The 24920-nt window shown below is 44.2% G+C and carries 19 protein-coding genes and 28 tRNA genes; 6 read left to right on the top strand and 41 right to left on the bottom strand.

Annotated features, from left to right (window positions below; genetic code table 11):
• Positions 1–235 precede the first annotated feature (235 nt).
• The 6 genes from map to HWQ41_RS02550 all read right to left on the bottom strand — a co-directional run bounded on the left by map (position 236) and on the right by HWQ41_RS02550 (position 10329).
• Positions 236–1063, bottom strand: a complete 828-nt coding sequence (gene map, locus HWQ41_RS02575) for a type I methionyl aminopeptidase (RefSeq protein ID WP_292759674.1) — start codon at positions 1061–1063, stop codon at positions 236–238.
• Positions 1064–1377: 314 nt separating this feature from the next.
• Complete coding sequence (locus HWQ41_RS02570; RefSeq protein ID WP_292759673.1) at positions 1378–1902, bottom strand: plastocyanin/azurin family copper-binding protein; 525 nt, start codon at positions 1900–1902, stop codon at positions 1378–1380.
• A 103-nt stretch (positions 1903–2005) separates the two neighbouring features.
• Positions 2006–4759, bottom strand: a complete 2754-nt coding sequence (locus tag HWQ41_RS02565; protein ID WP_292759671.1) for a pitrilysin family protein — start codon at positions 4757–4759, stop codon at positions 2006–2008.
• 166 nt (positions 4760–4925) lie between these two features.
• A complete protein-coding gene (locus tag HWQ41_RS02560; protein ID WP_292759669.1) occupies positions 4926–5945 on the bottom strand; it encodes an NAD(P)-dependent alcohol dehydrogenase in 1020 nt (339 codons plus the stop codon).
• Between the two features lie 298 nt (positions 5946–6243).
• On the bottom strand, positions 6244–9639 hold the full coding sequence (nrdJ, locus tag HWQ41_RS02555; protein WP_292759668.1) for a ribonucleoside-triphosphate reductase, adenosylcobalamin-dependent: 3396 nt from the start codon (positions 9637–9639) through the stop codon (positions 6244–6246).
• A 480-nt stretch (positions 9640–10119) separates the two neighbouring features.
• Complete coding sequence (locus HWQ41_RS02550; protein ID WP_292759666.1) at positions 10120–10329, bottom strand: hypothetical protein; 210 nt, start codon at positions 10327–10329, stop codon at positions 10120–10122.
• 451 nt (positions 10330–10780) lie between these two features.
• On the opposite strand from HWQ41_RS02550, the gene HWQ41_RS02545 reads away from it, so the two are divergent.
• The 3 genes from HWQ41_RS02545 (at position 10781) to HWQ41_RS02535 (ending at position 11833) form a co-directional block, all read left to right on the top strand.
• On the top strand, positions 10781–11320 hold the full coding sequence (locus HWQ41_RS02545; protein ID WP_292759665.1) for a hypothetical protein: 540 nt from the start codon (positions 10781–10783) through the stop codon (positions 11318–11320).
• Positions 11321–11422: 102 nt separating this feature from the next.
• Positions 11423–11617: a hypothetical protein gene (locus HWQ41_RS02540; RefSeq protein WP_292759663.1), complete on the top strand. Its 195-nt coding sequence runs from the start codon at positions 11423–11425 to the stop codon at positions 11615–11617.
• A gap of 15 nt (positions 11618–11632) precedes the next feature.
• A complete protein-coding gene (locus HWQ41_RS02535; RefSeq protein WP_292759661.1) occupies positions 11633–11833 on the top strand; it encodes a hypothetical protein in 201 nt (66 codons plus the stop codon).
• A gap of 82 nt (positions 11834–11915) precedes the next feature.
• On the opposite strand, the gene HWQ41_RS02530 is transcribed toward HWQ41_RS02535, so the two are convergent.
• The 3 genes from HWQ41_RS02530 to HWQ41_RS02520 form a co-directional block, all read right to left on the bottom strand.
• On the bottom strand, positions 11916–13643 hold the full coding sequence (locus HWQ41_RS02530) for a succinate dehydrogenase/fumarate reductase flavoprotein subunit (RefSeq protein ID WP_292759659.1): 1728 nt from the start codon (positions 13641–13643) through the stop codon (positions 11916–11918).
• A 225-nt stretch (positions 13644–13868) separates the two neighbouring features.
• Complete coding sequence (locus tag HWQ41_RS02525; protein ID WP_292759657.1) at positions 13869–14186, bottom strand: hypothetical protein; 318 nt, start codon at positions 14184–14186, stop codon at positions 13869–13871.
• Between the two features lie 133 nt (positions 14187–14319).
• Positions 14320–14550, bottom strand: a complete 231-nt coding sequence (locus tag HWQ41_RS02520) for a hypothetical protein (RefSeq protein WP_292759656.1) — start codon at positions 14548–14550, stop codon at positions 14320–14322.
• Positions 14551–14747: 197 nt separating this feature from the next.
• Between HWQ41_RS02520 and HWQ41_RS02515 the strand changes: the two genes are divergently transcribed.
• On the top strand, positions 14748–15605 hold the full coding sequence (locus HWQ41_RS02515; protein WP_292759654.1) for a hypothetical protein: 858 nt from the start codon (positions 14748–14750) through the stop codon (positions 15603–15605).
• A 229-nt stretch (positions 15606–15834) separates the two neighbouring features.
• Here HWQ41_RS02515 and HWQ41_RS02510 read toward each other — a convergent pair whose 3' ends face one another.
• From HWQ41_RS02510 to HWQ41_RS02490, 5 genes are all read right to left on the bottom strand, one after another.
• Positions 15835–17157 carry an ABC transporter substrate-binding protein gene (locus tag HWQ41_RS02510; RefSeq protein ID WP_292759652.1) on the bottom strand — a complete coding sequence of 441 codons (1323 nt, stop codon included), beginning with the start codon at positions 17155–17157 and terminating at the stop codon, positions 15835–15837.
• Positions 17158–17344: 187 nt separating this feature from the next.
• Positions 17345–17436 (bottom strand) — tRNA-Ser (locus HWQ41_RS02505).
• A gap of 147 nt (positions 17437–17583) precedes the next feature.
• On the bottom strand, positions 17584–18516 hold the full coding sequence (crtB, locus tag HWQ41_RS02500) for a 15-cis-phytoene synthase CrtB (RefSeq protein ID WP_292759651.1): 933 nt from the start codon (positions 18514–18516) through the stop codon (positions 17584–17586).
• Positions 18500–19939 (bottom strand): 15-cis-phytoene desaturase, encoded by a 1440-nt coding sequence (pds, locus tag HWQ41_RS02495; RefSeq protein WP_292759650.1) that lies wholly within the window; start codon positions 19937–19939, stop codon positions 18500–18502. Before pds ends, crtB begins: the two co-directional genes overlap by 17 nt.
• Positions 19940–19945: 6 nt before the next feature.
• Entirely contained in the window at positions 19946–20134 is a 189-nt protein-coding gene (locus HWQ41_RS02490) for a hypothetical protein (RefSeq protein WP_292759648.1), read from the bottom strand.
• Positions 20135–20671: 537 nt separating this feature from the next.
• Between HWQ41_RS02490 and nagZ the strand changes: the two genes are divergently transcribed.
• Positions 20672–21757 (top strand): beta-N-acetylhexosaminidase, encoded by a 1086-nt coding sequence (gene nagZ / locus HWQ41_RS02485; protein ID WP_292759647.1) that lies wholly within the window; start codon positions 20672–20674, stop codon positions 21755–21757.
• 97 nt (positions 21758–21854) lie between these two features.
• Here the strand turns inward: nagZ and HWQ41_RS02480 are convergent.
• From HWQ41_RS02480 to HWQ41_RS02350, 27 genes are all read right to left on the bottom strand, one after another.
• Positions 21855–21925 (bottom strand) — tRNA-OTHER (locus HWQ41_RS02480).
• A 158-nt stretch (positions 21926–22083) separates the two neighbouring features.
• Positions 22084–22166, bottom strand: a tRNA-Ser gene (locus tag HWQ41_RS02475).
• Between the two features lie 7 nt (positions 22167–22173).
• Positions 22174–22247 (bottom strand) — tRNA-His (locus HWQ41_RS02470).
• Between the two features lie 6 nt (positions 22248–22253).
• Positions 22254–22327, bottom strand: a tRNA-Ala gene (locus tag HWQ41_RS02465).
• Between the two features lie 52 nt (positions 22328–22379).
• Positions 22380–22453, bottom strand: a tRNA-Arg gene (locus HWQ41_RS02460).
• Between the two features lie 6 nt (positions 22454–22459).
• A tRNA-Val gene (locus HWQ41_RS02455) sits at positions 22460–22535 on the bottom strand.
• Positions 22536–22540: 5 nt separating this feature from the next.
• A tRNA-Gly gene (locus HWQ41_RS02450) sits at positions 22541–22612 on the bottom strand.
• 9 nt (positions 22613–22621) lie between these two features.
• Positions 22622–22692: transfer RNA gene (locus HWQ41_RS02445), tRNA-Gly, on the bottom strand.
• 8 nt (positions 22693–22700) lie between these two features.
• Positions 22701–22773: transfer RNA gene (locus tag HWQ41_RS02440), tRNA-Thr, on the bottom strand.
• A 96-nt stretch (positions 22774–22869) separates the two neighbouring features.
• A tRNA-Leu gene (locus tag HWQ41_RS02435) sits at positions 22870–22942 on the bottom strand.
• A gap of 4 nt (positions 22943–22946) precedes the next feature.
• Positions 22947–23019, bottom strand: a tRNA-Pro gene (locus HWQ41_RS02430).
• 6 nt (positions 23020–23025) lie between these two features.
• Positions 23026–23103: transfer RNA gene (locus tag HWQ41_RS02425), tRNA-OTHER, on the bottom strand.
• A 4-nt stretch (positions 23104–23107) separates the two neighbouring features.
• Positions 23108–23182, bottom strand: a tRNA-Leu gene (locus HWQ41_RS02420).
• A 6-nt stretch (positions 23183–23188) separates the two neighbouring features.
• Positions 23189–23265, bottom strand: a tRNA-Leu gene (locus HWQ41_RS02415).
• A gap of 6 nt (positions 23266–23271) precedes the next feature.
• A tRNA-Gln gene (locus tag HWQ41_RS02410) sits at positions 23272–23347 on the bottom strand.
• A gap of 3 nt (positions 23348–23350) precedes the next feature.
• Positions 23351–23423: transfer RNA gene (locus HWQ41_RS02405), tRNA-Gln, on the bottom strand.
• A gap of 5 nt (positions 23424–23428) precedes the next feature.
• Positions 23429–23503 (bottom strand) — tRNA-Asn (locus HWQ41_RS02400).
• A 6-nt stretch (positions 23504–23509) separates the two neighbouring features.
• Positions 23510–23584: transfer RNA gene (locus HWQ41_RS02395), tRNA-Phe, on the bottom strand.
• 123 nt (positions 23585–23707) lie between these two features.
• A tRNA-Arg gene (locus HWQ41_RS02390) sits at positions 23708–23782 on the bottom strand.
• Positions 23783–23786: 4 nt separating this feature from the next.
• Positions 23787–23876: transfer RNA gene (locus HWQ41_RS02385), tRNA-Ser, on the bottom strand.
• Between the two features lie 4 nt (positions 23877–23880).
• Positions 23881–23963 (bottom strand) — tRNA-Tyr (locus tag HWQ41_RS02380).
• Between the two features lie 7 nt (positions 23964–23970).
• Positions 23971–24041: transfer RNA gene (locus HWQ41_RS02375), tRNA-Glu, on the bottom strand.
• Between the two features lie 169 nt (positions 24042–24210).
• Positions 24211–24282, bottom strand: a tRNA-Trp gene (locus tag HWQ41_RS02370).
• Between the two features lie 3 nt (positions 24283–24285).
• Positions 24286–24361 (bottom strand) — tRNA-Met (locus tag HWQ41_RS02365).
• 10 nt (positions 24362–24371) lie between these two features.
• Positions 24372–24444: transfer RNA gene (locus HWQ41_RS02360), tRNA-Cys, on the bottom strand.
• 3 nt (positions 24445–24447) lie between these two features.
• A tRNA-Glu gene (locus HWQ41_RS02355) sits at positions 24448–24524 on the bottom strand.
• A 4-nt stretch (positions 24525–24528) separates the two neighbouring features.
• Positions 24529–24602: transfer RNA gene (locus HWQ41_RS02350), tRNA-Asp, on the bottom strand.
• 187 nt (positions 24603–24789) lie between these two features.
• On the opposite strand from HWQ41_RS02350, the gene HWQ41_RS02345 reads away from it, so the two are divergent.
• Positions 24790–24912, top strand: coding sequence for a hypothetical protein (locus HWQ41_RS02345; protein ID WP_292759645.1), 123 nt, complete (start codon positions 24790–24792; stop codon positions 24910–24912).
• Positions 24913–24920 lie beyond the last annotated feature (8 nt).

The raw sequence follows: 24920 nt of genomic DNA, 5'->3' as shown, positions 1-24920 counted from the left end.
GGGTAAAACCTTGGTTAATCAGCTATTTCAGACTTGTGTGTACACCGTAGGCAAGCGAGGAGGGGGTTGGGGGTGGGGTTCTTGTACCTTACTCAATCGAGAACCGCTATCAGTCAAATATAGCGTTTATCGCTCAGATGAGTGTCAACTTGAAATTGATGGGTAAGTAAGTTCGTAGTAAGGACTTTAGTCCTTGTTTTCTCAGCACTGAAGTGCTTACTACAAACACTAACAATTACACCTTAGAACGGTCAGTCAAAATCTCATAACCAGTGTCCGTTACCAACACTGTATGCTCAAACTGAGCCGACAAAGAATTATCCACAGTGACTGCTGTCCAACGGTCAGATAATGTGCGGGTATGTCTAGAACCCGCATTTAAAATTGGCTCAATTGCCAGCGTCATCCCCGCACGGAGTTTAACATTTGGCATCTCGCGGGTACGGTAGTTGAATACTGAAGGTTCTTCGTGCAGGTTACGACCGACACCGTGTCCAGTGAACTCTTCGACTATACTAAAGCCGTTAGCTTTCACATGGTCTTCAATTGCTCCAGCTAAGTCAAGTAGGTATACACCAGCCTTTACTTGTTCAATGCCCTTATATAAAGCTTCTTCGGCGACGCGAATTAATTTAGCAGCTTCTTGCGTCACTTCACCGACAGCAATTGAAATGCAAGAATCACCATGAAAGCCTTGGTAATAAGCGCCCGTATCTACTTTTAATACATCCCCTACGCGAATCACTTTCTTGGGACTAGGAATGCCATGTACTGCTTCATTATTAATGCTGGAGCAGATAGAACCGGGAAAACCGTGATATCCTTTAAAACTCGGTGTTGCACCCATTTCGCGGATACGTTTTTCTGCATAAGTATCCAAATCAGCCGTTGTCATTCCTGGCTTTACTAGCTCGGAAATTTCTTTTAGGACAGTTGCCACAATTGTCGCTGATTGCCGCATGATTTCAATTTCACGCAGCGATTTAATTTCAATTCCTCGGCGTTGCTTTTTGGCAGTTGCAGGCTGAGTTGTTTGAGAAAGTAAGTTACTGAAAATGTTCATAGTAAATGAATAATTACTGGTGGCTCTGCCGCTGAAGTATCAATGCTCTCTCTAGATTACTTGAGAAATAATATCTATAATTTAAGTTATTTTAATCCCTGATCGGGATTCTTCCAGTTTAGCCGCTAACGTATATACAATAACACATTCGGATACTCCTGATGTGTTGGACTTAAATCAAAATCGCCCTAACTTATTTTTGGCTGCACACTATAGGACTCAGTACAGCTTTGCGTAAAATCGTAGCGAATTGAGGGTTGAAATTTAAACGTAGAGGTACGCAGAGAATTTGCTACAAATTATTACGAATTATTTTAATTCTTGATGGCAATCTCTCCCGTCATACCTGCTTCCGTATGTCCCGGTATTGGACAACGTAAGCCATAAGTACCGGATTTCAGGGGCACAAATACCCATTCTGCCTCAGCACCTGGCTTGAGTTCAAGTTCGTGAATGGCTCCTTTGATTTCTACTTTGCCTGCTTGAACTTTTTGTGTCCAGATGCCATCAGCAAAATCTTTAGCAGTAAAATAGTGCTTCAGTTGGCTGGGATTGGTAAGCTGTAGTTCATAGCGTTTGCCAACGAGTAATTCCAGATGATTTGGCTCAAACTTGAGTTCGTTAGCCGAATTACCCAAGCTAACTGTAATTTCTGTGGCTGGTTGCTTGAGGAAATCGCCAGACAAATTTGCCGCCATTGCTGGAGTAGCTGCGATGAAATTTAGACTCAGGAGCAACGTTAATATCACGTAGTTCCGCCGTAATATTTGCAGCCAAGCAGTAGTTGGGAAATTAACAGATGTAATTACAATTTGATCTAAATATTTGTGAATTTTCATCAGTAGTTCTCAAAAAACTATGCTGGTGAGCATGAATAATTAATCGGTAGCGGCAAAAACCACTTTACCCATTCTTTATATTATCCATGCCCAGTGCCCATCTCTACCTAATGTTTTTTTCTGGTGACACAGATGGCCCAGCAGTGACGACCACGATTTGATCTGGGTGGAGTAACTCACGAGCCGCTTGATTAACTTGGTCAAGAGTGACTTTCTGGATTTTATCAGTGAGGGAGTGCAATTCTACTTTATCTAGTTCGTACACCTCATTCATCAGAATTCTATCTGTTAATTCCTCTGGGTTTGCCAGGGAAACGTTGTAGTTGCTGATGAGAGTGCGTTTAGCTGTTTCTACTTCCAGTGCGGTGACGCCTTGTTGATGGATTTGCTGTAAGATTTGGCGGGTGCTAGCGATCGCTTTGGTGCTATCTTCGGGACTAGTCTGCATCTCAATCAAAAATGTCCCGGCATTCTTCCCGGCTTGGAAGTAGCTATAAATTCCATAACTCAAACCTTGGCGATCGCGCACTTCTGCACCCAGTCTACTTGATAAGGTATCGCCTCCCAAAATCTGGTTTAATACTAAGGCTGCGTGAAACCGAGGATCATAACGGTTAATACCTGTGCAACCCATATATGTCACAGCTTGGGTTTTACCTGGTAAAACTGGGTTGACACTCACTATTTTCTCCGGCATTGATACCGTGGGATATTTTAATGTGGGTGCTTGACCGCTAACTTTCCAATCACCAAACTTATTTTTAATCAGCGATCGCACTTTGTCCAGATCAAAATCTCCTACCAGCGCTAGCACTGTCGTGTCTGGACGATAATGTTTAGCTTTGAAATCAATCACATCCTGGCGCTGAATTTGCTGTAAACTCTCCTCTGTGGGAAAGGTGTGTAAGGGATGTTTTTTCGGGTAAATTGACTGAACAAATATTCTTCTGGCTACTTCCGATGGCTCATCTAATTCATGTTGCAGATCAGTTAAAGTTTGTTCACGATACAGTTCCAACTCTTTGACTGGAAAGTTACAATTTTTCACAACATCTGCCAATATCTCCAGGAGTATCGGCAAATCCTCTGCTAAACTATCACCCTCAATATGCACACCTTCGCGGTAGGTTTGAAAGTCTAAACTCGCTCCTCGTTCTGCTAAGACTTTGGCAATAGTTAAAACATCCTTGCTATTAGTGCCATTTAGCAAATTCTCTGCTACAAAAGCAGCCAGTCCAGCTTGATCATCTGGATCAAATTCCGTCCCGGCTTGAATATGGCCGCTCAGGGTAACAGTGGGAGTACTATGATCTCTTAGCAGTAATATCCGCAATCCGTTGGGAAATTTCAATTGCTGTGGTAAGATTTGGGCGATGTCTTCTCTACGAGAGGTTGACGCTGGAGGACTCGCTACCGCTTCTCTACGAGACGCTACCGCTTCGCTAATGCCAACGACGGCAAGCAACGCATCTGTAGCCAAATCCACAGGCGGTAAGTATTTCATCACCTCAGAAAAAAGCACAGGTGCTAGAGGAGAAAAATTTTCTGTAGTATGGGCTGAGTCTGGTTTGTCACCAACTTCTGTTATCTGCTTCTGGGTTGGTTCAAAAAAGCCTACTGTCCGGGCTTCTTTTGTCAAGTATTTGTTAATCACAGCGACAATATCCGTCGGCTTCACCAGACGGACAGCCGCCAAATAGTAGTCTGTGTAGCGATAATCACCAGCAGTTGTTTGATCATTGCCCAATCGCATTGCTTGAGAGGTGATATCACGGTTACTCAAAATTACATCTGCTGTTAATTGGGTTTTGGCTCGTTCAACTTCCTCAGATGTCACGCCTTTTTCTGCTACATTAGCGATCGCGCTACTCAATACTGAGTCAATTTTTTTCAAATCTTGTTTAGAACCAGCCGTTACCAACACCTCATACCAGCCAGATTCTCGCAAACTAGTAACGGACGCTGTTAATTCACTAGCTAAACCTGACTCCACCAATGCCTGATAAAGTCTAGAATTCCGTCCCTCTGTAAAGATGTAATCCATCACATCCAGCGCAGGCACATCCGGTTGATTTGCATCCGGTAGCGGATACACAACTTGTAACAGTCGCCCTGCTCCCGGTTCTCGCAACACTATCGGAGTACTGAGTGAGGTTGATGGGGTAAAAGTATTTTTACTCCTAACTCCTAACTCCTCATTTCTAACTCTCTTCGCTAGTTTGCCAAACACCTCTTTAATTGTTTCGAGGGTATTTGCAGTTTGAAAATCTCCAACAATCACTAAGACGGCATTATCGGGACTGTAAAAATTGCGGTAATATTTCTGTACCTGCTCAACTTCAAATTTCTCGACATCAGCTTTAGTGCCACCTACAGGCAACCCATAAGCATGATTGGGAAACACCGCCTGCATGACGGCACGGTTGAGGCGATATTCTGGGCTATTTTCGTAACCCTGCAACTCGGAAATTACTACCCGCTTTTCACTCGCTAGTTGTTCTGGCTCAATCTGAGAATTTTGCATTCTGTCTGCTTCCAGCACTAAGAGCGCTTTCAGCTTGTTTCGTTCCACAGTACCGTAATATGCAGTTTGGTCATAGCTGGTGAAAGCATTGGAATCACTACCTAAAGCACTAAACAAACGTCCAAATTGAATCGGACGATTTTTTGTCCCTTTAAACATCATGTGTTCCAACTGGTGGGCAATGCCATTCACGCCCGGTTCTTCGTTGCGTGAGCCAACCTTATACCACACCTGCACCGTCACCACTGGCGCAGTATGCACTTCCTTTGTCAAGACAGTTAGACCATTCTCCAGCACTGTCTTGCGGACGTTTTCTGTCAGTGTTGAGGACATTATTCTTTTTGCTAGCAAGGTTGACTGGTATTTTTCTTTGCTTTCTAGCTAGTTTATCCTCTCGTTCCTTAGCTCTGCCAAGAAATGGGTTTCTCGAGGCTCCGCCTCTTTAGACTTGAGGCAGCAGCCCAGATGAATGCATTCCCATACTCTGCATGGAAACGAGTTAATTATGAATTAGATTAATAACCACTTTACCGAAGTGAGCCGCACTTTTGAGGTAATGATAAGCTTCTCGTGCTTCAGTGAAGGGGAAAACTCGATCAATAATCGGTTTGATTTGATGCTGTTGCATCGCCTGATTCATCGCCTCAAACATTTCTCGACTGCCAACATAAATTCCCTGAACTGTTAAACTCTTAAAAAGTATTGGCATGGGGTCAATCTCATTTCCTCTGCCTGATAATACGCCAATCAAATTAATACGTCCCCCAATGCGGACTGCTTGTAGCGATTTTGGCAAAGTTCCTGCACCGCCTACCTCAACTACATGATCTACACCCGTGCGATTGGTTAATTGGTAAACTTGCTTTTCCCAATCTGGCGTTGTTTTGTAGTTGATTGTCTCGTCAGCACCAAGCTGTTTCGCTCGTGCCAATTTCTCATCACTACTGGAAGTAATAATCGCTCTAGCACCATGTATCTTGGCAAACTGGAGAGCAAAAATCGAAACTCCCCCAGTACCGAGTAATAAAATACTATCACCTGCGCGAATATTGCCTTTTGTCACCAGTCCGTGCCAAGCTGTGACTGCTGCACAGGGTAAGGTTGCGCCTTCAATGTCGGATAGGTGGTCAGGTAATATCACTAAACCATCTTGGTGTAATACGACATACTCAGCCAGCATTCCATCGATACCGCCTCCGAGATCAGATTTCATTTTCTCTTTGGTTAAAGAGCCATAAATCCAGTCTTGGAAGAAAGTAGCAGCCACGCGATCGCCTATTTTCACCCGTGTCACACCTTCCCCCACCGCCACAACTTCCCCCGCACCGTCAGACAGGGGAATTAACGGATATTTCTGTCCAGCACCGTAAGCGCCTTCAGCGACAAGTAGATCGCGGTAATTTAGGGATGTTGCTTTGACTTGAATCAGAACTTGTCCCGCAGTTGGTTTTGGTTCAGGGCGATCGACTAATGCCAGGGCATCAATCCCGCCGTTGCTTTGAATTTCGTAAGCTTTCATTGGCGGACTCCTTTTGCCAAAGATCATAGTGTAGAGAAATTGTCTGCTGCTTTTCTACACCAATACTTAAGTATTTTGGTTTTTTGAGTTGATATAAAAAGCAGTGGTTTTATATGACATTTAACCACTGCTTTTTATTGTTATAGATAAATAGTGCCTACCCTAATACCAATTCTATCTGAGGTTGTGCTTTATTTACGTAGGGGCAATACCCTGCGGGAAGCTAAAGCTACATGAATTGCCCCTACTATAGGCGCATATTCAAAAAGAATTGGTATAAATTGATAGTCATTTCACCTTATGAGCTTGGTTGCTGATCGGGAAACATACACTTATCAGAGTCACAACCACTAGGGCCAGCCTCTGCCATTTCGCCGGAATCGTAGCGGCTTAAGACTGCACAGAAATCATCTGTTTTGCGCCGTGCTTTCACCTCTTGAGTCAAGCGATCGTAGGTTGGTTTATCTATTGGTTCAAATGGCAAACGTGGGAATGATTGCAAATCGTCAAAACGGGCTAAAAGAGCTGCTGAAATATATCCCTCATCATTCTGGATAGTTTCATAGATACGCTGTCCCAATGGTTCAATTTCATCAGAGCGAAGTTCCAAAGTAGCTGATGTGTTGTGAGTCACATACCAACGTTGAACCTGGAGGACAAAATCAAATTGGGCTAAGACTGAAAACTTAGAAACATCAATTTCATCAGCTCCTGGTAAATCAGCCCAAGATACAGAAACAGGGATTTCTACTAGCCATTCACTCACCCGTGAATCAAAAGGATCATTGAGCAAATTCCCCTGTTCATCTTTGTCTGATTGAGAAGGAATGACATTGTAACCATAGTCAATACAAGCTAAGGCTACTGGGTCATTTTTGCCGAAGGTGATGCGGCGAATAAATCTTTGCGCTTTCGGGGGATGCCATCCTGAACTAGCATTAGTTAATAAAGCCTTAGTGCCACTAGGTTGGACTGTGGTACAGCGATTTGGACGTTTGAGATTGTGGCGATCGCAGTAATCCCAAACCACCCGATGTACAATATCTCTCCAGGAACTTAGATATTTTTCTTCCTGACGCTTGAAAGCTAATCCTTGTGCAGTAGCAGGTCTTCCTTCTGACCACCAGCGCAGCCAATCAACCCCAAAAGCATGGACAAAGAAATCAAATAAACCTGTAAAAGAAACTCCCACAATCGGGTCTAATTCACGGCTATATTGATAACGTGGTTCCAGGAATTTGTGATTTAAAAGTGCTGCTACAGATAACGCCCCAGCAGTGAAAGCCTCCTCTTGTTCTTTGTAGTTATGTGGGTCGATTTGATTAAGGTGAACCTCAGACAAATTGCAGTGGAAATTAGAGCCGATAATTTCACCGCAGTTGTGAGTAATACAACCGTTGGCAATGAATGAGTGAGTTAGTGGAACATGAAGATCGTAGACAGGTTCTTCACCAAACTCTTCAATACTGTGAACTTTTGAAGTAAACCATCGGTTGATAATAGTTTCACTATAAGTCCTTGCTAGTTTCTTTGTTGCAAGTTGCTCTAGACGTTGCTGTTTTTCAGGTACAAGAGGAAAACCAACTAATTTATAGAAGTTTCTGACTCCCTCTCCTGAGTAAACTATCAGTCGCCAACTTCCTCTATTTTGACTAATCTTTTCCGTTCCATCTTTCAAGATGTAAGATACACCTTTTTGTCCTGGGTTTTGTTTAAGTTTTAGACTGCTTTTGATTCCCAGGTTTAGCAACAATAACTGAACTTGTCGCAGGAAATCTTTAGAAAGGTTACGAAGTTCTACGTGTCTTGCCTTAAGACTAACGCAACCGTCAGCAGAAAATAAACCTTGTAGAAAGCCAATGATGACTTCTTTTGATTGATTTAGAAAGCTATCTGGTAAACAGTTCTTTGACTGAACACCTAGTTTTTCCAAGAATGAATTCATTAAAGATGAACCACTATGAAAGGTATATACCCCTTTCACCAAACTAGGCTTATGGTTATAGCCTGTTAGAGATTCGACAGCTTGGCTTAGGACAGGAAAAACTGTTGGGTATTCCTTTTGATTGATATAGAATACTGCATCTAAACTTCTATATCCTTTGTAGATTGAACCATCACCATATAACCAGCCCAGCATTTGAGCTTGTTCAATAGTGATTGTACCTTCACCGAAACTTCCTTCTCCTTTTTGAATATAGATACTATGCTCTGAGGTTAAGTCCTTGGTTGCTACCCATTCGTGATTAGTAAAGTGTTTATGGTCAGCAGTACATCTCATCTGTAACCCATTTTCTAAGGTTATTGTATAAGTTGTTTGTACACCAGTAGCAAACGCGATCGCATCAGTCAACTTGACTCCATCTAATCCTACTGAGCGCAAATCCACCAAGGTTCTGAATGGCTTACCAATTAAATCTTTTATTGGTACTAACCCTTGCTCAGTTGATACTAATGTATCGCCCGAATGACAAGGATTTAGCCCATAGCGATGCAAACGATGTTCTAGCTCATTAGCATCAAGGTTGGGATAGTGTTCCTGTAACCACTGTTTTGCTGTTCCTTGGTTATAAGCTTTCAAAAAATCAACTTTTAATGCTTGTGTTGGTAACAAATCACAATTAGCTCTAGCTACAGCTTCACCAGCCCATTGAATTGCTCCCTCGCCACTATAATACTGTTTGCGGACAGCATCAATAGATTCTTCTAATGAGGGTTTGTGGTGAAAGACCCTGCTATGATTTGCCATCCTGAGTGCATCGCGCTCTGGATCAATTCGCCAGTTGCCATTTTCATCTTGCTGCCATAAATTATCTTTGGCGGTGGCTGCTAGACCATCGCCAGAATCAAACTGACGCATCCCCGCACTTCTTCGGATATTTCCTGCAACAATTGTTACAGCACCTTGATCGATTAACAAACAGCATTCAACTGAATTTAATTGTCGTCCTACAGCTTTATTCAGGATGGAGGCGCAACGCTGATAAAGTCCGGGTAATTTCACAGGATTAGCAACTCCCCCAAAACCGTTGAGCGTTTCTCCGGCTTTGCGGACATCACTGATATCCACTAATACTTCAACTTCGGTTGAAAATTGTTCATCAGTGGAGAGTTCTAACAGGGTTTGATATGATTCAACCCAACCTTCACGGCTATCTCCAACGTGAATAGTGACGCTATTGACTTCTATATGTGTTTCAGTATATTCACGTCGTAATTGCACAGGAGTGCTGCCAATTTCACCTTGTACAGTGACATTCAAATGATTACGGATGGGGGGCAACTGGTTAATAAATTGTGGTTCTAGGACGGCTCCAGTGCCACAGCCCATCATTGCCAAATCCATCATTAATCCGAAGGCATTCCAGTCTTCTAGATTGGTAGAGGTGCAATTATAAGCCCCGGAAAAGTTCTTTGGCTTGGTTATCCAGTCTGTACCTCCAACCCATAGCCAGCGCCCACTGGGCATAGCTTTCAAGTTGCGCTGCATCTGATCGAGTATGGCAGCTTCTTCTTGAGTTAGTTTTCCCAGCTTAATTAAGCCGAGTAGAGTGCGATCGCATACCTCATCCCATGTTTCCCTTAGTCCCGCCTTTGTACGGCGGCTATAGGTTCTAAAAAATACGGGATTAGCAGCCGGTGCAGTTTCGGGAAACTTTACACTCTGGCGTTTTCTTTCAAGCTCTCGAACCATATATTAGGTGTCTTGCGTTCTTATTGCGTGCGGACAGATTATGACTATACGCCAAGTAGTTTTAGTATTAAAGATTGTCAAATTGTCCACTTTACGCTAGCTATAGGCCGTAATATTTGCAACAAAAATTTATGATGTATAATGTCCCTCACCCTTGGGTAGGATCTCGATATTGAGTTTTAATTAGCACGGATTAACTTATAAGTAAATTCTCTTTATACCGTTATTATTAAGACTGATTATCACTTCTACAAGCAAAGTGCGACGGCGAATAGCCAATCGTAGATATCGCTCACATCGCTGCACTGTTTTAGGAGAATCAAGGATAAGCGATCGCTCGTATGCTATCAGCAAATTACTTGATTGAGCATAATCGGCTCAATCGCAAATTCACTAAACGTGATGGAATCTATGGGCTAGTGGAGAGACAGGACTTGATCACTACATCTATTAACGTCATTGGATTTTACTGTTAGGCAATCATTCACTTCGATTGAGTTTCTCTTTTAAAAGAGCTTCTACCTCGCTCTCAGGATTTTCAAGATCAAAAGGATAAGGATGTTGTGTAGAGAAGTCAGAACGACTCATCAAAACTTGTAATGCAGCCCGAAACGCTTCTTCGTCATTTCTATGTTCTGAAATATATCGTTTTATTTCAGTATTGGTCATCTGGTTGAGGTTTTGCATCATAGAACAAATTTCCAATTCCCATCTTGATCAATTATGACTGCAATCTCATCATTCAAACCAGCTTGAATATAAAGCGTTTTCAGCTTTTGGTCGTAGCGGAAAACCTGGATAGGCTAATACAGATTAGAAAGTAACTGACAAAGGAATATCGCTGTATCCGATTGCTTCTGTGTTGGCATGATGTGGCTACTGCAATTTTAACGTAGGTGTGTTACAATCATACTGTAAGCAGGGCAGAATATATAAAATACCAGTTATCAGAATACCTGATCCTATTTACAAGAGGCTCCAAGCGATCGCCGTACCTTTCGAGGATAGACCTATCAATGTTATTGAGAAGTTACTGAATGAATATGAGGCAGATCACCAGTCTCAGCAAATTTCTGAAATTGAACCGGATTTTAATGTAAGCGTGTTACAATAATACTGTAAGCAGGGCAGAATATATAAAATGCCAGTTATCAGAATACCTGATCATATTTACAAGAGGCTCCAAGCGATCGCCGCACCTTTTGAGGATACACCTATCACTGTTATTGAGAAGTTACTGAATGAATATGAGGCACATCACCAGTCTCAGCAAATTTCTGAAACTAAAAACGATAGAGTTATTGAAGCTGGGGTAAGCAATTTGCAGCATACCAGAGTGCTTCGAGCCATTATGGGTGCTGAGGAAATTCATCAACCGAACTGGAACAAAATCGTCGATGCAGCACACGAACTTGCTATTCGACAGGGAGTTTCTGTAGACGAACTCATGAAGCTAACCCTTGCTCGTGTTGTTAAGGGCGAAAAAATTAACTCTGGTTTTCATTACCTGCCAGAGGTAAACATTTCAATACAAGGTGTAGATTCAAATCTTGCTTGGCGTAACACTTTGCACTTAATGAAGAATTTGAAAATGCCAATTGAAATACACTTCGAGTGGCGCGACAAAGAGGGAGCAGCATATCCCGGTGAGAAGGGGAAGTTCATTTGGAATGCTAAATAGGATGTGAGAATCACAACTATGAGAGCATCGCTGGACGGGTTTATATTATTATATTTGTTACATATACATTTATAAAGAGAAAAATTCATAATAAAAGAACCAATGGCTGACGAGCTACAACCAACAGCAGAACAGCTACAATGCTTATATAGAAGTTGCCATCAACTTACAAATGTGATGTTCCAGCCGATTCACATCGTGCGATTAGATGAACGATCGCTCAATATATTTATATTAGCTGGGCAAAATGAAGGAATACAGCTAGAAATTACGCCAGATGGTAGTATAGAACCATGAATGTAGTATAGAACTATGAATAAGGTAAACTATGCAGCAATGAGTGACCAAGAGCTAAAGAGTTACTTTCTCACCCACAAGGATGATAAGGAAGCCTTTTATGCTTATATGGATAGACGAAAATCTCGTCATCGTGATGCTGCAATAAAATTAAATGATCCCGCTTGGGAAGAAAAGATCATAGCTGTGATTCAGAAACAATTAGGTTCTGATTGATAACTTAATCATTTCATATTCTTAATCGAGGTGGACAAAATTTTTGTAGTCCCCTCGATTTCTCACATAAATTTACCTTTGGCTAATACTTCCGCTCTTTTGGCTCAAACATAGTTATCGCCACCGGTCGATATTGTATATCAATTCCCGCCGGTGAATAGTAAGCCATTGTGTGTTTGAGGAAGTTAGCATCATCTCGCAGCGAATAATCTTCGCGGAAATGAGCGCCACGACTTTCTTGACGATTTAGGGCTGATGCCAAAATAGTTTGTCCCACCACCATCAAACTTCGCAATTCCAAAGCCTCCACAAGTTCTGTATTCCAGCAATTGCCTTTATCATCTAAATAAATTTGCGGATATTGCTGTTGTATTTCTTCTAGTTTCTGCAAACCTTCACTCATTAATGCCTCAGTGCGGAAAACACCGCAGTACTCAGTCATACAATCCTGGAAAGCTTGACGGACTTGGTTAATGCGATACTGACCTGGTTGTTCTAGCAAAGCTTGAATTTGTTGCTGGGCTTCTGTTACATACCGTTGCTCATCTACAGAGGGCAACTTCCGTTTTTGTACAAATTTTGCGATCGCCGCCCCAGTCCGCTTACCATAAACTACGCACTCTAGTAGAGAATTACTCCCCAAGCGATTTGCACCATGTACGGAAACACAAGATGTTTCACCCGCAGCAAAGAAAGCATCAACCAAACCATCGCCACTACTACGCACTTGCCCATCAGTATTAACTGGGATACCACCCATACAATAGTGAATGGTCGGGCGGACTGGCATAGGTTGAGTCACAGCGTCAACACCTACCAAACGATGTGCTTCTTCCCAACAGAAGGGAACGCGACTCATAATTTTTTCTTTGCCCATGTGGCGTAGATCCAGATAGACAAAGGGGCCACCAGCACTACCATCGAGATGAATACCACGACCAGCGCGAATTTCGTAAGCGATCGCTCGTGAGGTAATATCACGAGGAGCTAGTTCCATGCGACTAGGTGCATAATTCGCCATAAAGCGATCGCCTTCACTATTAATCAGATACGCCCCTTCTCCCCGTACCGCTTCCGAAATCAGCACCCCTACCGGATATAAGCCAGTGGGGTGAAATTGGACAAATTCCATATCTTCAAGGGGCAAACCTGCGATCGCAGTCATTGCCAAACCATCACCCGAAGAAGCGTAATCATTAGAGGTAGTGTTATAAACGCGACCATAGCCCCCTGTGGCAAACATCACCGCCTTGGCACGCACCACCTCTATATGTCCATCCAAAAGATGGAACATTACCACACCTTTCGCCTCATTTTCTTCTAAAATCAGACGCATCACGTACCATTCTTCATAAACTTGCACCCCATAACGCCGCAAATTGTTGACCAATTCGTGCAAAATCGCGTGACCGGTCTTATCAGCGGCGTAGCAAGTGCGATTGTGGGAATGTCCACCAAAAGCCCGTTGGGCAATGCGCCCATCGGTTAAGCGAGAGAACAAAACGCCCATGTGTTCCAAGTCAATTACTACATCTGGCGCTTCTTGGGTGAGAATTGCCACAGCGTCTTGGTCTGCCAAGTAATCAGAACCCTTGACAGTATCAAAAGCATGTGCTTCCCAACTATCTTCGGAATCAACATTTTTCAGCGATGCAGCCATACCACCTTGAGCCGCGACCGAGTGGGAACGAATTGGGTGAGTTTTGGCAACCACAGCAATATTTAAACTGGGGTCAATCCGGGCAATTTCCACAGCAGCGCGACATCCTGCCAATCCACCCCCGACAATAATCACATCGTGTTCCAGCATAATTAGCCCCCGACTGCAAACCACTGCTGTTCTATTGTAGAGACGTGATTGTGATTAATCAGGCGGTGCGTTGCGATCGTTGCCGTGGCGTCTCTACAAAAAAATTCCCTGCCTATAGACAGGGATGTTATTACAAATTTTGAAATTAGGAGTTAAAAATCAAGAGTTATGGGACAGATTGAGTGACTCATAACTCTTAACTTATAACTCATAACTCCTAACTCTTTAGCTAGTTACTTGTACAGGTTGTTGCTGAGACACATTACCTGGTATGGGTTCCATTTTGGTTCCAGGCCCTACAGGAGTGACTTCAATATGATTTAACAAGGTAGTGACAAACGCAAACAACAAGAAAGGTAGCGATAGCAGAACGACGAGACCCGCTGTTGCTAGAGCGTACACAGGTCGCTTGGCACCCATCAGCGCCAAGGCTGATGCCAAACTTAGGGTAATTGTAATCAACCAAACAATTATTTGACCGTAGATATCACCGAAAGTCAGGGTACAGACAAACCGATACTTTTGAATATTATTTCCGCTCATCACATTTGCCTCAAGTCTCTCCTAATAGGTTCTACGTTAGAACCATGTTTGCCTTCTAGACAATTTCTAAATATTTTTGCAAGCTTCGTAATATCACTTCACAATCAACTTTTATTCTGATAAAGCGCAATTCTTAGTACAGCATGGCGTAAATAGACCAACCATACCCTACGAGAAGCCACTCTAATGTAGTCGTTGCTGCCTGTAGCAAGCTTTCCAGAGCAGGGGTACTACGCTCTACCACTACTTCTAAAATACAAGGGTGTGTTATTGCTGAGGGTACGACACCATCCCAGATTTTCGGTACGTTAGGACTACCAGATTCAAGCCAATATAGATGAGGTTTTCCGACTTGTGTGTACACAGTAGCTTCCCTTGTAGGGAAGGGGCTGGGGGTTTAGGTTTGAGTAAAAGTTGCACACGGCGCTAACTAGATAAATTCAGCAAAATCAGGATGTAAAAACCGATTTTTGGTGTTAAATTTTGAGTATTGCCCGAATTTGTTGAATTAACTCAACAAAACCCTTTATTTTTCGTGGCAATATTGTTTTAGGAGTGAATGTGAATACTATCTTTGTTCGTAAAGGTGTTTTTTGGTTGCCAAGCATAGCTGCTCTTGCAGTCCTGAGTAGCAGCTTATCTGCAAGTGCCCAGACAGTGGACAAGGTGAGCAGTCAGCCATTAACCGACCCTTCCGCAACCGTAGCGTCTCCCAACGAGTTTAGTACAGAACTAGATACTGCAAGCCAAAATCTCTCTACAGAAACAACTCAAACATTTACAGTCACAAATTTAACTAAAGTACAGCAGTTGCCCAATGCTGCGATACAGGAAAACGCCAGTGTAACGCCCACACCTGTTCCAGGCACAGTGGCAACCTCATCTGCGACGCTCACCTCTGAGTTGGTACAACCGACTTCTCAAACTACTGCTCAAACTACTTCTCAACCATCTGCTCCCAGAGTGGCGCAATCGGATATTGATTTAGGTAGAACTACCCGTGGTGGCCGCAGCTATATTGGCGTGGCTGCTAACATTGGTTTGAGTGGTGGTGGTGACTCGTCTTTGGGCGACGGTAACTTCGCGGTAGTTAGCAAAATCGGACTGACAAATTCTATATCGGTGCGACCCTCAGCCGTATTTGGGGACAACACCACAATTCTAGTTCCGATCACCTACGATTTTTCCTTCAAGTCAGCAGATGCTTTTAGCGAACCGTTAGCGATCGCACCTTACGTCGGAGTGGGTGGTGCTTACAAAACTGGTGATGATTCCAAATTTGCCTTTTTGGCATCTGCTGGCATTGATGTGCCTCTAACTCCTCAATTCACAGCAACGGCAGCTGTAAATGCCGGATTTTTTGATAAAACTGATGTGGGCTTGTTGTTAGGAGTTGGTTACAACTTCACTGGGTTTTAAGAGTTAGGAGTTAGGAGTTAGGAGTTAACGCCGTATTGTGCAACTTTCTCTCAAACCTAAGCCCAACCCCTTCCCTCGTAGGGAAGGGGAGTAAGAATCAAAGCCTCTCGAACTGTGGGGGAGAGGAATGGAAGCGGGGTTTCAAGAATAAGTCGCACATTGGGTGAGTTAGTAATGGTTTCACTCATAACTCATAACTCATAATTCATAACTCTTAACTCCTAACTTTCTACTTAGGGGTAACTTTGTCAATTACCTTGATTTTGCCATCGTCTCCTACTGTCCAAACATCGTAAACACCGACGACATCGCCGTTAGCATCAACATCTACGTTGCCACTGGCTCCTTGGTAGTTAATCTTCTTACCATCTTTAAGTAACTTCAGTCCCTCGCAGACATCGGTAACTTCTGTGCCAGGCCCATCAGCAACTTCACGGATTTTGCTGGCTATGCCAACGCCTGTATTTTCCTTAGCAGCTTGCGCTGCCAACGTCAATAAGGCAGCCGCATCCCAAGCTTGAGGAGCGTATTCCCCTGGTACACCACCCTTTTTATCCTTCCACAGCTTGTTGAAAGCTTCTAGTGCTTTGCCATTGGAACCTGGTACTGTACCGATCGCTCCAGTTAAAATATATTTACCATCACTATCTTTGCCAACTTGTTCTGGGAAACTAGGTGATTTCACCCCATCAGTAAGCAGAATCTGCACACCCTTCGCTACGCCTTGCTGATAGGCGGCTTTCAGGAACAAACTGCCAGTTTCCGCGTACAGTACAGCCAGGACTGCATCTGGCTTACCAGCAAAAGCAGCAGCCGCTTCTGTATCAAATGTCTGGGCTTTCGCGTCGTAGCGGACAGGCTTATCTTTATTAACGATGGTTCCACCCAATTTCTCAAAAGTTTGCACAAATGCTTTTTCAAAGCCCACGCCATAGTCGTTATTAATCACAACTGTAGAAACTCGCTTGAAACCTTTTTTCTTAGCAAGTTGGGCTAAAGCTAGTGCTTGGTAGGTGTCAGGGGGAGCTGTACGCGCCCAAAAGCCTTTAAATTCGCCTTTTTGAGCCTTTTCAGTAAAGATAGGACTAGTACTACCAGGGGAAACTAGCATCACTTTATTCGGCGTGGCAATGGAGACTGCTGCACTAGAAACGCTACTGGCAAAGGAACCAACTACACCCGCTACCTTATCCAAAGTTGCTAGTTTGGTCATACCGGCAGCACCAGATCTGGGGTCGGTTTGGTCGTCTACTTGCACCAAGCTAACAGGTTCGCCATTCACTCCACCGCAAGCGTTGACCGTATCGACCAGTAAAGGAACAGAACCTACCATCTGCTGCCCGATAGAAGCCAAGTCGCCTGTTGTCGGTAGCAGGGAACCAATTTTTAGCCCTTTAGCACTGCTTGTGGTAGTTGAATTTGCCGCTGGGGTAGCGGTACTTCCGTTGTTAGCTGCGCCATTGGGGGTACTGGTATCACCACAAGCCCCAACTAGGAACCCAGTTGTTAGGGTCGCTATACTCAAGGTTAAGGCGGCGCTAATTTTTCTCATAAGTCACTTTCACTCCTCAGATATTTAGGAGCCTAAAAGTAAGATTCAAACTAGATTTTAGCTGCATCTTAGAATCAAGACTCCAAAGGATAAATCATATCATCCATCTTTGGAGTAGAAGTTTTTACCCCTACATTAGTATTTATTTTTGCATACGGATATACTCCGTATGTCAAAAGCTGGAAAACGGAGAGGGAGGGATTCGAACCCTCGGTACGGAGTTGCCTGCCGTACAACAGATTAGCAATCTGCCGCTTTCGACCACTCAGCCACCTCTCCTGACTCACGAATAATAATGTTAGCAGATTTGTTGGGGAGAGTCAATAGTCATTTGTAATTAGTCATAGGTCATTAGTCATTGATCATTAGTCGTTGGTTATTTACAAAACACTAAGGACTAGGGACTAGGGACAAATGACTAATTTTTTAAAGGACTTGCGATCGCATCCAAGCTACGGGCAAAGAACGTAACTTTTGCCACTGGGGCACGTAGGCGCGTCGAGTGAAGGCATTATAATCGTTACGTTCAATTACGTTTAAAATTCCACTGTAATGCATCAGAGCCGCCCACACCGGCCAACGACCATCAAAAGATAAGTAGGAAATTCCCTTTTCTGCTTTCCGATAAAACTGTCGTGCTCGATCGATTTGAAAGCGCATCAGGGAACGCCAGCGTTCATCCACTACACCCTCGAACAAATCTTGTTCGGTGTAGTTGAATCTTGCCAAATCTTCTAGGGGAATGTAAATCCGTCCCCTTCGGGCATCCTCGCCCACATCGCGCAAGATGTTGGTGAGTTGCTTGGCAATTCCTAAGGCAATTTCTTCTTCGGTGGGAATATATAGCTGTTGTTCACGGTTCCACGGAGCTATATTTCTGGTAGTATCCAACCCCATGACTGCTGTTGACATCAAGCCGACAGTGCCAGCAACACGGTAACAGTAGAGGTATAACTCCTCGAAGGTTTCATAACGACTGCGATATAAGTCCATACGCTGACCAGCAATCATATCCCGAAAGGGCTGAATGTCCATCGGGAAACGTTGAATGGTATCTACCAAAGCGACATCGAAGTTGTCTAATGGGTGTCCAGCAAACATCGATTCGAGCTGCTGCTCCCATAGGTCTAGGGTTTCTGGCGTGGTGATAGCAGATGCCGGCCCATCCACCAGTTCATCTAAACGGCGACACCAAGCATAAATTGCCCAAATAGCAGGACGTTTTTCTTTGCTCAGGAGCAAAGTACTCAGGTAAAAAGTCGTGGAATACTTGGCTATGAGGTGACGACAAAGTTCGTAGGACTCGTCCAGAGAGACCAGCGTTTTCATGCGCGGTGGGGATTCAGGCAGTTGCAGCATTCGTTGCGGGCGGTCGGGTGAGCATTTGCAGGTTTGAGGAATTTGCTACCGGGAGAGCCTCAGAAATCGCCTGCGCTGTCAGCTTACCAGAAAGTACAGCACCTTCCATACTGCCTAAGTAGCGTTGCATAGTATAACTTCCGGCTAGATAGAAGTTGACAATGGGCGTAACTTGTGCAGGACGGTACTGTTGACGACCAGGGGTCGCTTTGTAAACTGAACGCGGCGTTTTCACCACATGAGATTTCAGCAATGTTGCTGGATTGTCTCCCCCAAAGTGGTCGGGGAAGAGTTTTTCTAACTCGGCAATCGTTGCAGCCACAATTTCCTGATCGGATTTGGCAATCCAATCTTTTGCCGGAGCTAGAACTAATTCCAGCATTGAGCGATTGGGGTTGGCGTATTCACGGCAGGTATTGCTCATATCAGCATAAACGCTCAGGAGGGGCGATCGCGAAAATAGCAAGTGATCAATTTCTGTAAGTTTCCGGTCAAACCACAGATGCAGGTTAATCACTGGTACTCCTTCCAAGCCTTCTAGCTTCTTGAAAAACTCCATTTGCTTCCAAGAATTAGGCAACATGACTTTCATGGGGTCAACCGACATAGCAGATACATACACATCAGCCGTGAAAACTTCATCTTCTGCCCCATTCAACCCTCGAATCAAGTATCCCTTCACCGTACCATCAGCGTTCAGCAAAATCTCTTTCAAGGGCGCAGTCAACCGCACTTCCCCGCCGCGTTCTGTGATGTAATCTACGATAGGGCTGCATAGCCGTTCTGTGGGAGAACCATCCAAAAATGCAATCTTGGAACCATATCGTTCTTGCAGAAAGCGATTCAGTGCAGTTAATAGGATCGTTGCCGAAACTTCATCGGGATTGATAAAGGTGAGCGCTTTACATGCGGCGATAAAAACGTCACTAGTTACCCGCTCGTCAACACCTTGCCTTTTCAACCACTCTAAGAAGCTGTACTTGTCCATGTCTTCAACATACTTCTGACCCCGAACCACTGCCGGAAGTAGGCCAATTGCAAACCGAATCTTCTGCTCCCAAGTCAACATGTCTTTGTTGCGAAGAATCGACGCAATCACGTTGAAAGGAGATGGAATATCTGGAACATCAAAACGTGATAGTGTCCCTGGCTTGTCCGGTTGATTAAAAATCAGCGTATGCTCTTTCCACTGGAGTCTGTCTTCAATGCCCAACTCCTTGAGCAATTGAAGCATATTGGGGTATGCCCCAAAGAAGGCGTGTAACCCGGTTTCGTACCAGTCGCCGTCAGAGTCTTTCCACGCCGCAACCAGACCACCCAGTACGTCCCGGCTTTCCAAGACAATGGGGGTATGACCTGCATCCGTGAGATATTTCGCGCAGGAAAGTCCTGCTAGACCAGCACCCGCGATCGCTACTCGCATTTAACCCTAATGCCCTTCAATATTTCTTAATGGTTTTGTCGTTCTCATTATACGTTGCAATCCGTTACATTTGGGAGTTATTGTGCGATCGCTTCCACAAACAACTTCTGTAAAAGGGAATTTTACCTGACACGCACCTGCCCAGGCAAATTGCCAATACCATTGTTGCCAATAGCTTTGCGGCGTGGATTTCATCTAGATTTACATGCAGGAGATTTAGAGAAACAAAAGTAATTCCTTTGACTGAAAATAGCTAATCCCAAATGTTGTCTCAAAGTAGTTGATTTCTTTGCTAATCCGTGTATTTGCTCTCTGGGAAATATCTGGGGTATTGGTTAAAGACTGCTAGTTGATTTTCGGGATATTTTTCTTCAGTGAATACATCAATACAGTAAAAATCAAGACCAATTATATTTTTGTTTAAGTATTTTGACTGTTAAGTATTTAGCAGCTATTGCCAATAATTTTGACCTATTAAAATAGCAGGATGCGATCGCAAAAATACTTTTGCAGGAAAACTAATCTCTGGCAGCATCAGTAATTATGCTGAATATTTTGGCTTAATTCTCTTAGGCAGCAGCCCCGATATATTTCCATGCTCAGTATGGGAAGGAGAATAAAAAACCTACCTTTGAAAGCTCCCCCGTTCCCCATAAGGATGTAGGATAAAGGTTTATGTCCTCTAGATTGAACAACTCAGCTGTTTACCGCACAACTTATAGGTAAAAGATTATGGGTGTATCGCAGGAGCTAAGGCGCTTTGGACATCACCTGATTCTAGGTATTTCCGGCACTACATTAAGCGATGATGATAAACGGGCACTCACTGAATTGAAACCAATTGGGGTGATCTTTTTCGCGAAGAACTTTCTGGATGGCACCCCCTATGAGGTTTGGCTGGAAAGCTTCAAAGGTTTGAACAACCAGATACGAGAATATACTGAACGTGATTCAATGTTCATCACTCTCGATCATGAAGGAGGTCGTGTAATTCGGACACCACTGCCAATTACCCGCTTTCCTCATGCCTTGTTGCTGCGATCGCACGCCCGTGAGGTAGCAAAAGCCACAGCAGTAGAACTAAAATCACTGGGAATAAATTTATCTTGGGCACCTGTAGCAGATATATTTTCCCATCCCCACAATCCCGTCATTGGGTCTCGTGCCTTTGGTAGCACTCCCGAAACTGCTACTCAAGGTGCCCGTGACTACTACCTTGGACTTCAAGAGTCAGGAATTTTGGGATGCGCCAAGCACTTCCCCGGACATGGAGACACCAGCAAAGACTCTCATATTGAGCTACCAATACTTAATTTAACTCTAGAAGACCTGCGACTTCGAGAACTTATACCCTTCAGAGCTTTAATCGAAGTACAGATTCCTTTAATCATGACTGCCCATATCTTATTTCCCAGGATAGATGCTGATGTGCCAGCAACCCTTTCCCAGGCTATCCTCAAAACCATACTTAGAAAGGAACTTGGCTTTGAGGGAGTAGTTGTATCTGACGACTTGGATATGAAAGCGATCTCAGATATGTTTATGAAAGCTGGTACTGTGGCGCGGTCAATTCATGCAGGCTGCGACTTGTTTATTGTCTCGCGCAATATCAACTCATCGTCTATAGAAAGAACTTATCAGATTGCTGAAGATTTTGTCGATTCCCTCAATAAGGGTAGCTTAGACGAATCAGTAGTGGAGGCAGCCAGAGAAAGAATTGAGAAACTACTGGCACTAACACCGCAATATCCCGTACATGCTCTGGATAAAGATATATTATTGCAACATGCTCAACTAGCGATCGCTAGTTCGTATTAATAAGCTAACGTGCATTCAAGTTGCATATTAGCAATTGCCAAAAGGCTAGCTAAGATTGTATTTCTTAATTTTGAATTTTGAATTTTGAATTGCTTAATGGGTGGTATAGGGATCGAACCTATTTCTGCGGGTTAAGAGCTATCTGCACAGCCGTTATGCCAACCACCCTGGTTAATTTAAATAAAGAAATGAGCGGCTGCGATCGTATACTTACATCGCCAGCCTTGTAACACCAATGCTAGATATAAATCCACCAGGGAGGTACTGCCCCTCCTATTTCTGTGTTATCAGCACAGCGCCTCACTTTTCGGCTTCAGGTGGAAAAGAGGAAGATGGAGGAATCGAACCCCTACAGTTGCCTGTACTCCAAGGTTCAAGCTTGGTTGCCGTCCATTCAGCAGCATCTTCCATTCAGGGGTATCTGACGGGACTTGAACCCGCTATGACTGGTTCCACAAACCAGCGCCTCGACCACTTTGGCTTCAGATACCATCAGTGGAATCAATGGGACTTGAACCCATAACCTCCTGCTTGCAAAACAGGCGCTCTAGCCATTTGAGCTATGACCCCATAACAATTCAAAATTCAAAATTCAAAATTCAAAATTAAAGACATTTTCAGGCGGGAGTGGTAGGACTCGAACCCACAACTTTCGAGGTAGAAGCTCGAAGCTCTATTCCATTGAGCTACACTCCCAATATTTGGTAGTCCTGGCAGGAATCGAACCCGCAACATTCTTCTTGTAAGAAAGACACTCTACCAATTGAGTTACAGGACTACGCAAGCGAGTGGAGGGACTTGAACCCACGCACTGAGTATGGCGTACTCAGATGCTACCGATTACATCACACCCGCAAGTTTCAGAGCGGACGGCGAGATTTGAACTCGCACGAAGACGTTGGAAGCGTCTCATGCTGCCGTTACATCACACCCGCATTAGTCAAGCTGGTAACAGGAATTGAACCTGCAACCTACTGATTACAAGTCAGTTGCTCTGCCAATTGAGCTACACCAGCACTGCTTTTGGTGACGGGGGCAGGAATTGAACCTGCCGATGTTCAGGTTATGCAGCCCGACGAGCCACTGTTGCTCTATCCCCGCATATTCACCAATACCCCTGACTGGATTTGAACCAGCAACCTCTTCGTTCTAAGCGAAGCGCCTCTTCCGTTGGGCTACAAGGGCAAAGTCTGAGTGGTAGGGATTGAACCTACGACCTGGAGTTCCCAAAACTCCCGCGCTCCCAACTGCGCCACACCCAGATATTTTGGTACTCCCGACAGGATTTGAACCTGCAAAAAACTAGATCCTCGGTAAGCGTGCGTCTTCCATTCCGCCACGAGAGCTTAGTACTCCTGGTGGGAGTCGAACCCACAACCAAACAGATTTTAAGTCTGCCACCTCTTCCAGTTGGGCTACAGGAGCAAGTTTTGGTACTCTTGGTGGGAATCGAACCCACAACATACCGTTTTTGAGACGGCAGCCTCTTCCAATTGGGCTACAAGAGCAGAGTTTGGCAGCCCCACCAGGACTCGAACCTGGAATCTTCGCCTTCAAAGGGCGCTATGTTGCCAATTACACCACAGGGCTTTATTGCCAGGGCAGGGTTTGAACCTGCAACCTCATCGTTCAGAGCGATGCGACTTACCAATTCGTCCACCCGGCAATGAATGGCTGCCTCAGTAGGACTCGAACCTACAACCGCGCGGTTAACAGCCGCTTGCTCTACCATTGAGCTATGAGGCAACGAAGCCCCCCAGGTCGGAATCGAACCGACGACCTCCTGTTTTTCAAACAGGCGCTAACTACCAACTGAGCTACCAGGGGATAAAGAGAAGAGATCATGTAAGCTAAAACACATCTAATTTGCATATTAAAATTTTCTCAATATCTTGTGGGGTGGGCATCTTGCCCGCCCTGATTATGCAACTTGAATGCCGATTAGCTTAACGAGAGCGGAGGGATTTGAACCCTCAAGTCTTCAGTTTCGTAGACTGAGATGTTATCCAGTTACACCACACTCTCAAAACGGAGAGAACAGGATTTGAACCTGCGACGGGTATTAACTACCCGTTTCCTCTTAGCAGGAGGACGCTTTGGGCCACTCAGCCACCTCTCCATAGTGGGTCGAGCAGGATTTGAACCTGCGTGCAAAAAAGAACAGTTTTACAGACTGTCGCCTTCAGCCAGACTCGGCCACCGACCCATAATCATTCCCTCGACGAGAATTGAACTCGCATCTGTGCTTTGAAAGAACACTGACTTAACCATTCGTCCACGAGGGCATAATTTACCGAATTTTAGATTTTAAATTAAATTTTTTACAGCTATTTTCAGGTAAATAGACCATGCGGTAAGGGCACAGCACTGCTGTGCCCCTACGACAGATGTGTTCAAATACATGATTTCTGCTGTAATCTAAAATTGGCAATCTAAAATCCAAAATTGTCTGACGCAGGGACTAGGATTTGAACCCAGAACATCGGATTTGGAGTCACGAGGTGTTACCGTTACACCATCCCTGCATTTGGTGGCAGCGGCGGGATTTGCACCCGCATATACCAGGGTATGAACCTGGGGCTTTGCTAATTAAGCTACACTGCGATCGCACCAAAGGCTGAGGTGAGATTTGAACTCACGATATCGGTTTTGCAGACCGACGCCTTCGACCACTTGGCTACTCAGCCATTTGGGAGTCCCGACGAGATTCGCACTCGCAATTTTCAGCTTGAGAGACTGACGGCTTAAACTATTCGCCTACGGGACTACAACCAGGGTGACGGGACTTGAACCCGCAACATTTCCGCAGACAACGGAACGCTCTAGCCAGTTGAGCTACACCCCGATTTTTTAGAATCTATGCCTAAACTTTTAGGTTTTTAGGCACAGATTTTTTTGGTGAACTTGCCCATTTCTTATTTAGTTTTCAAGGTTCAGAAAAATTAGCTTTTACTGTTAGAAACTGTTAGGAAAACAACCGAAACACTAGGTAGCAAGCCTGTTGTGTATTACGGATGTATTCAGTGGTTTTGATGAATGCAAACTTAGAACTTTTTTCGTTTATTGCCTCTACTGCCGATGGTTTGCAAGTAAAAGCAGCTTTGTTGACTGGGGACTTTGGTTTATTCCAACGCCTGTCCTTTAGTTGGATGTAGAACATGAT

Origin of the sequence: Nostoc sp. NOS(2021) (assembly GCF_017115025.1) — a bacterium.
Taxonomy (GTDB): domain Bacteria; phylum Cyanobacteriota; class Cyanobacteriia; order Cyanobacteriales; family Nostocaceae; genus Nostoc.
This window is presented reverse-complemented; position numbering and strand designations above follow the sequence as displayed.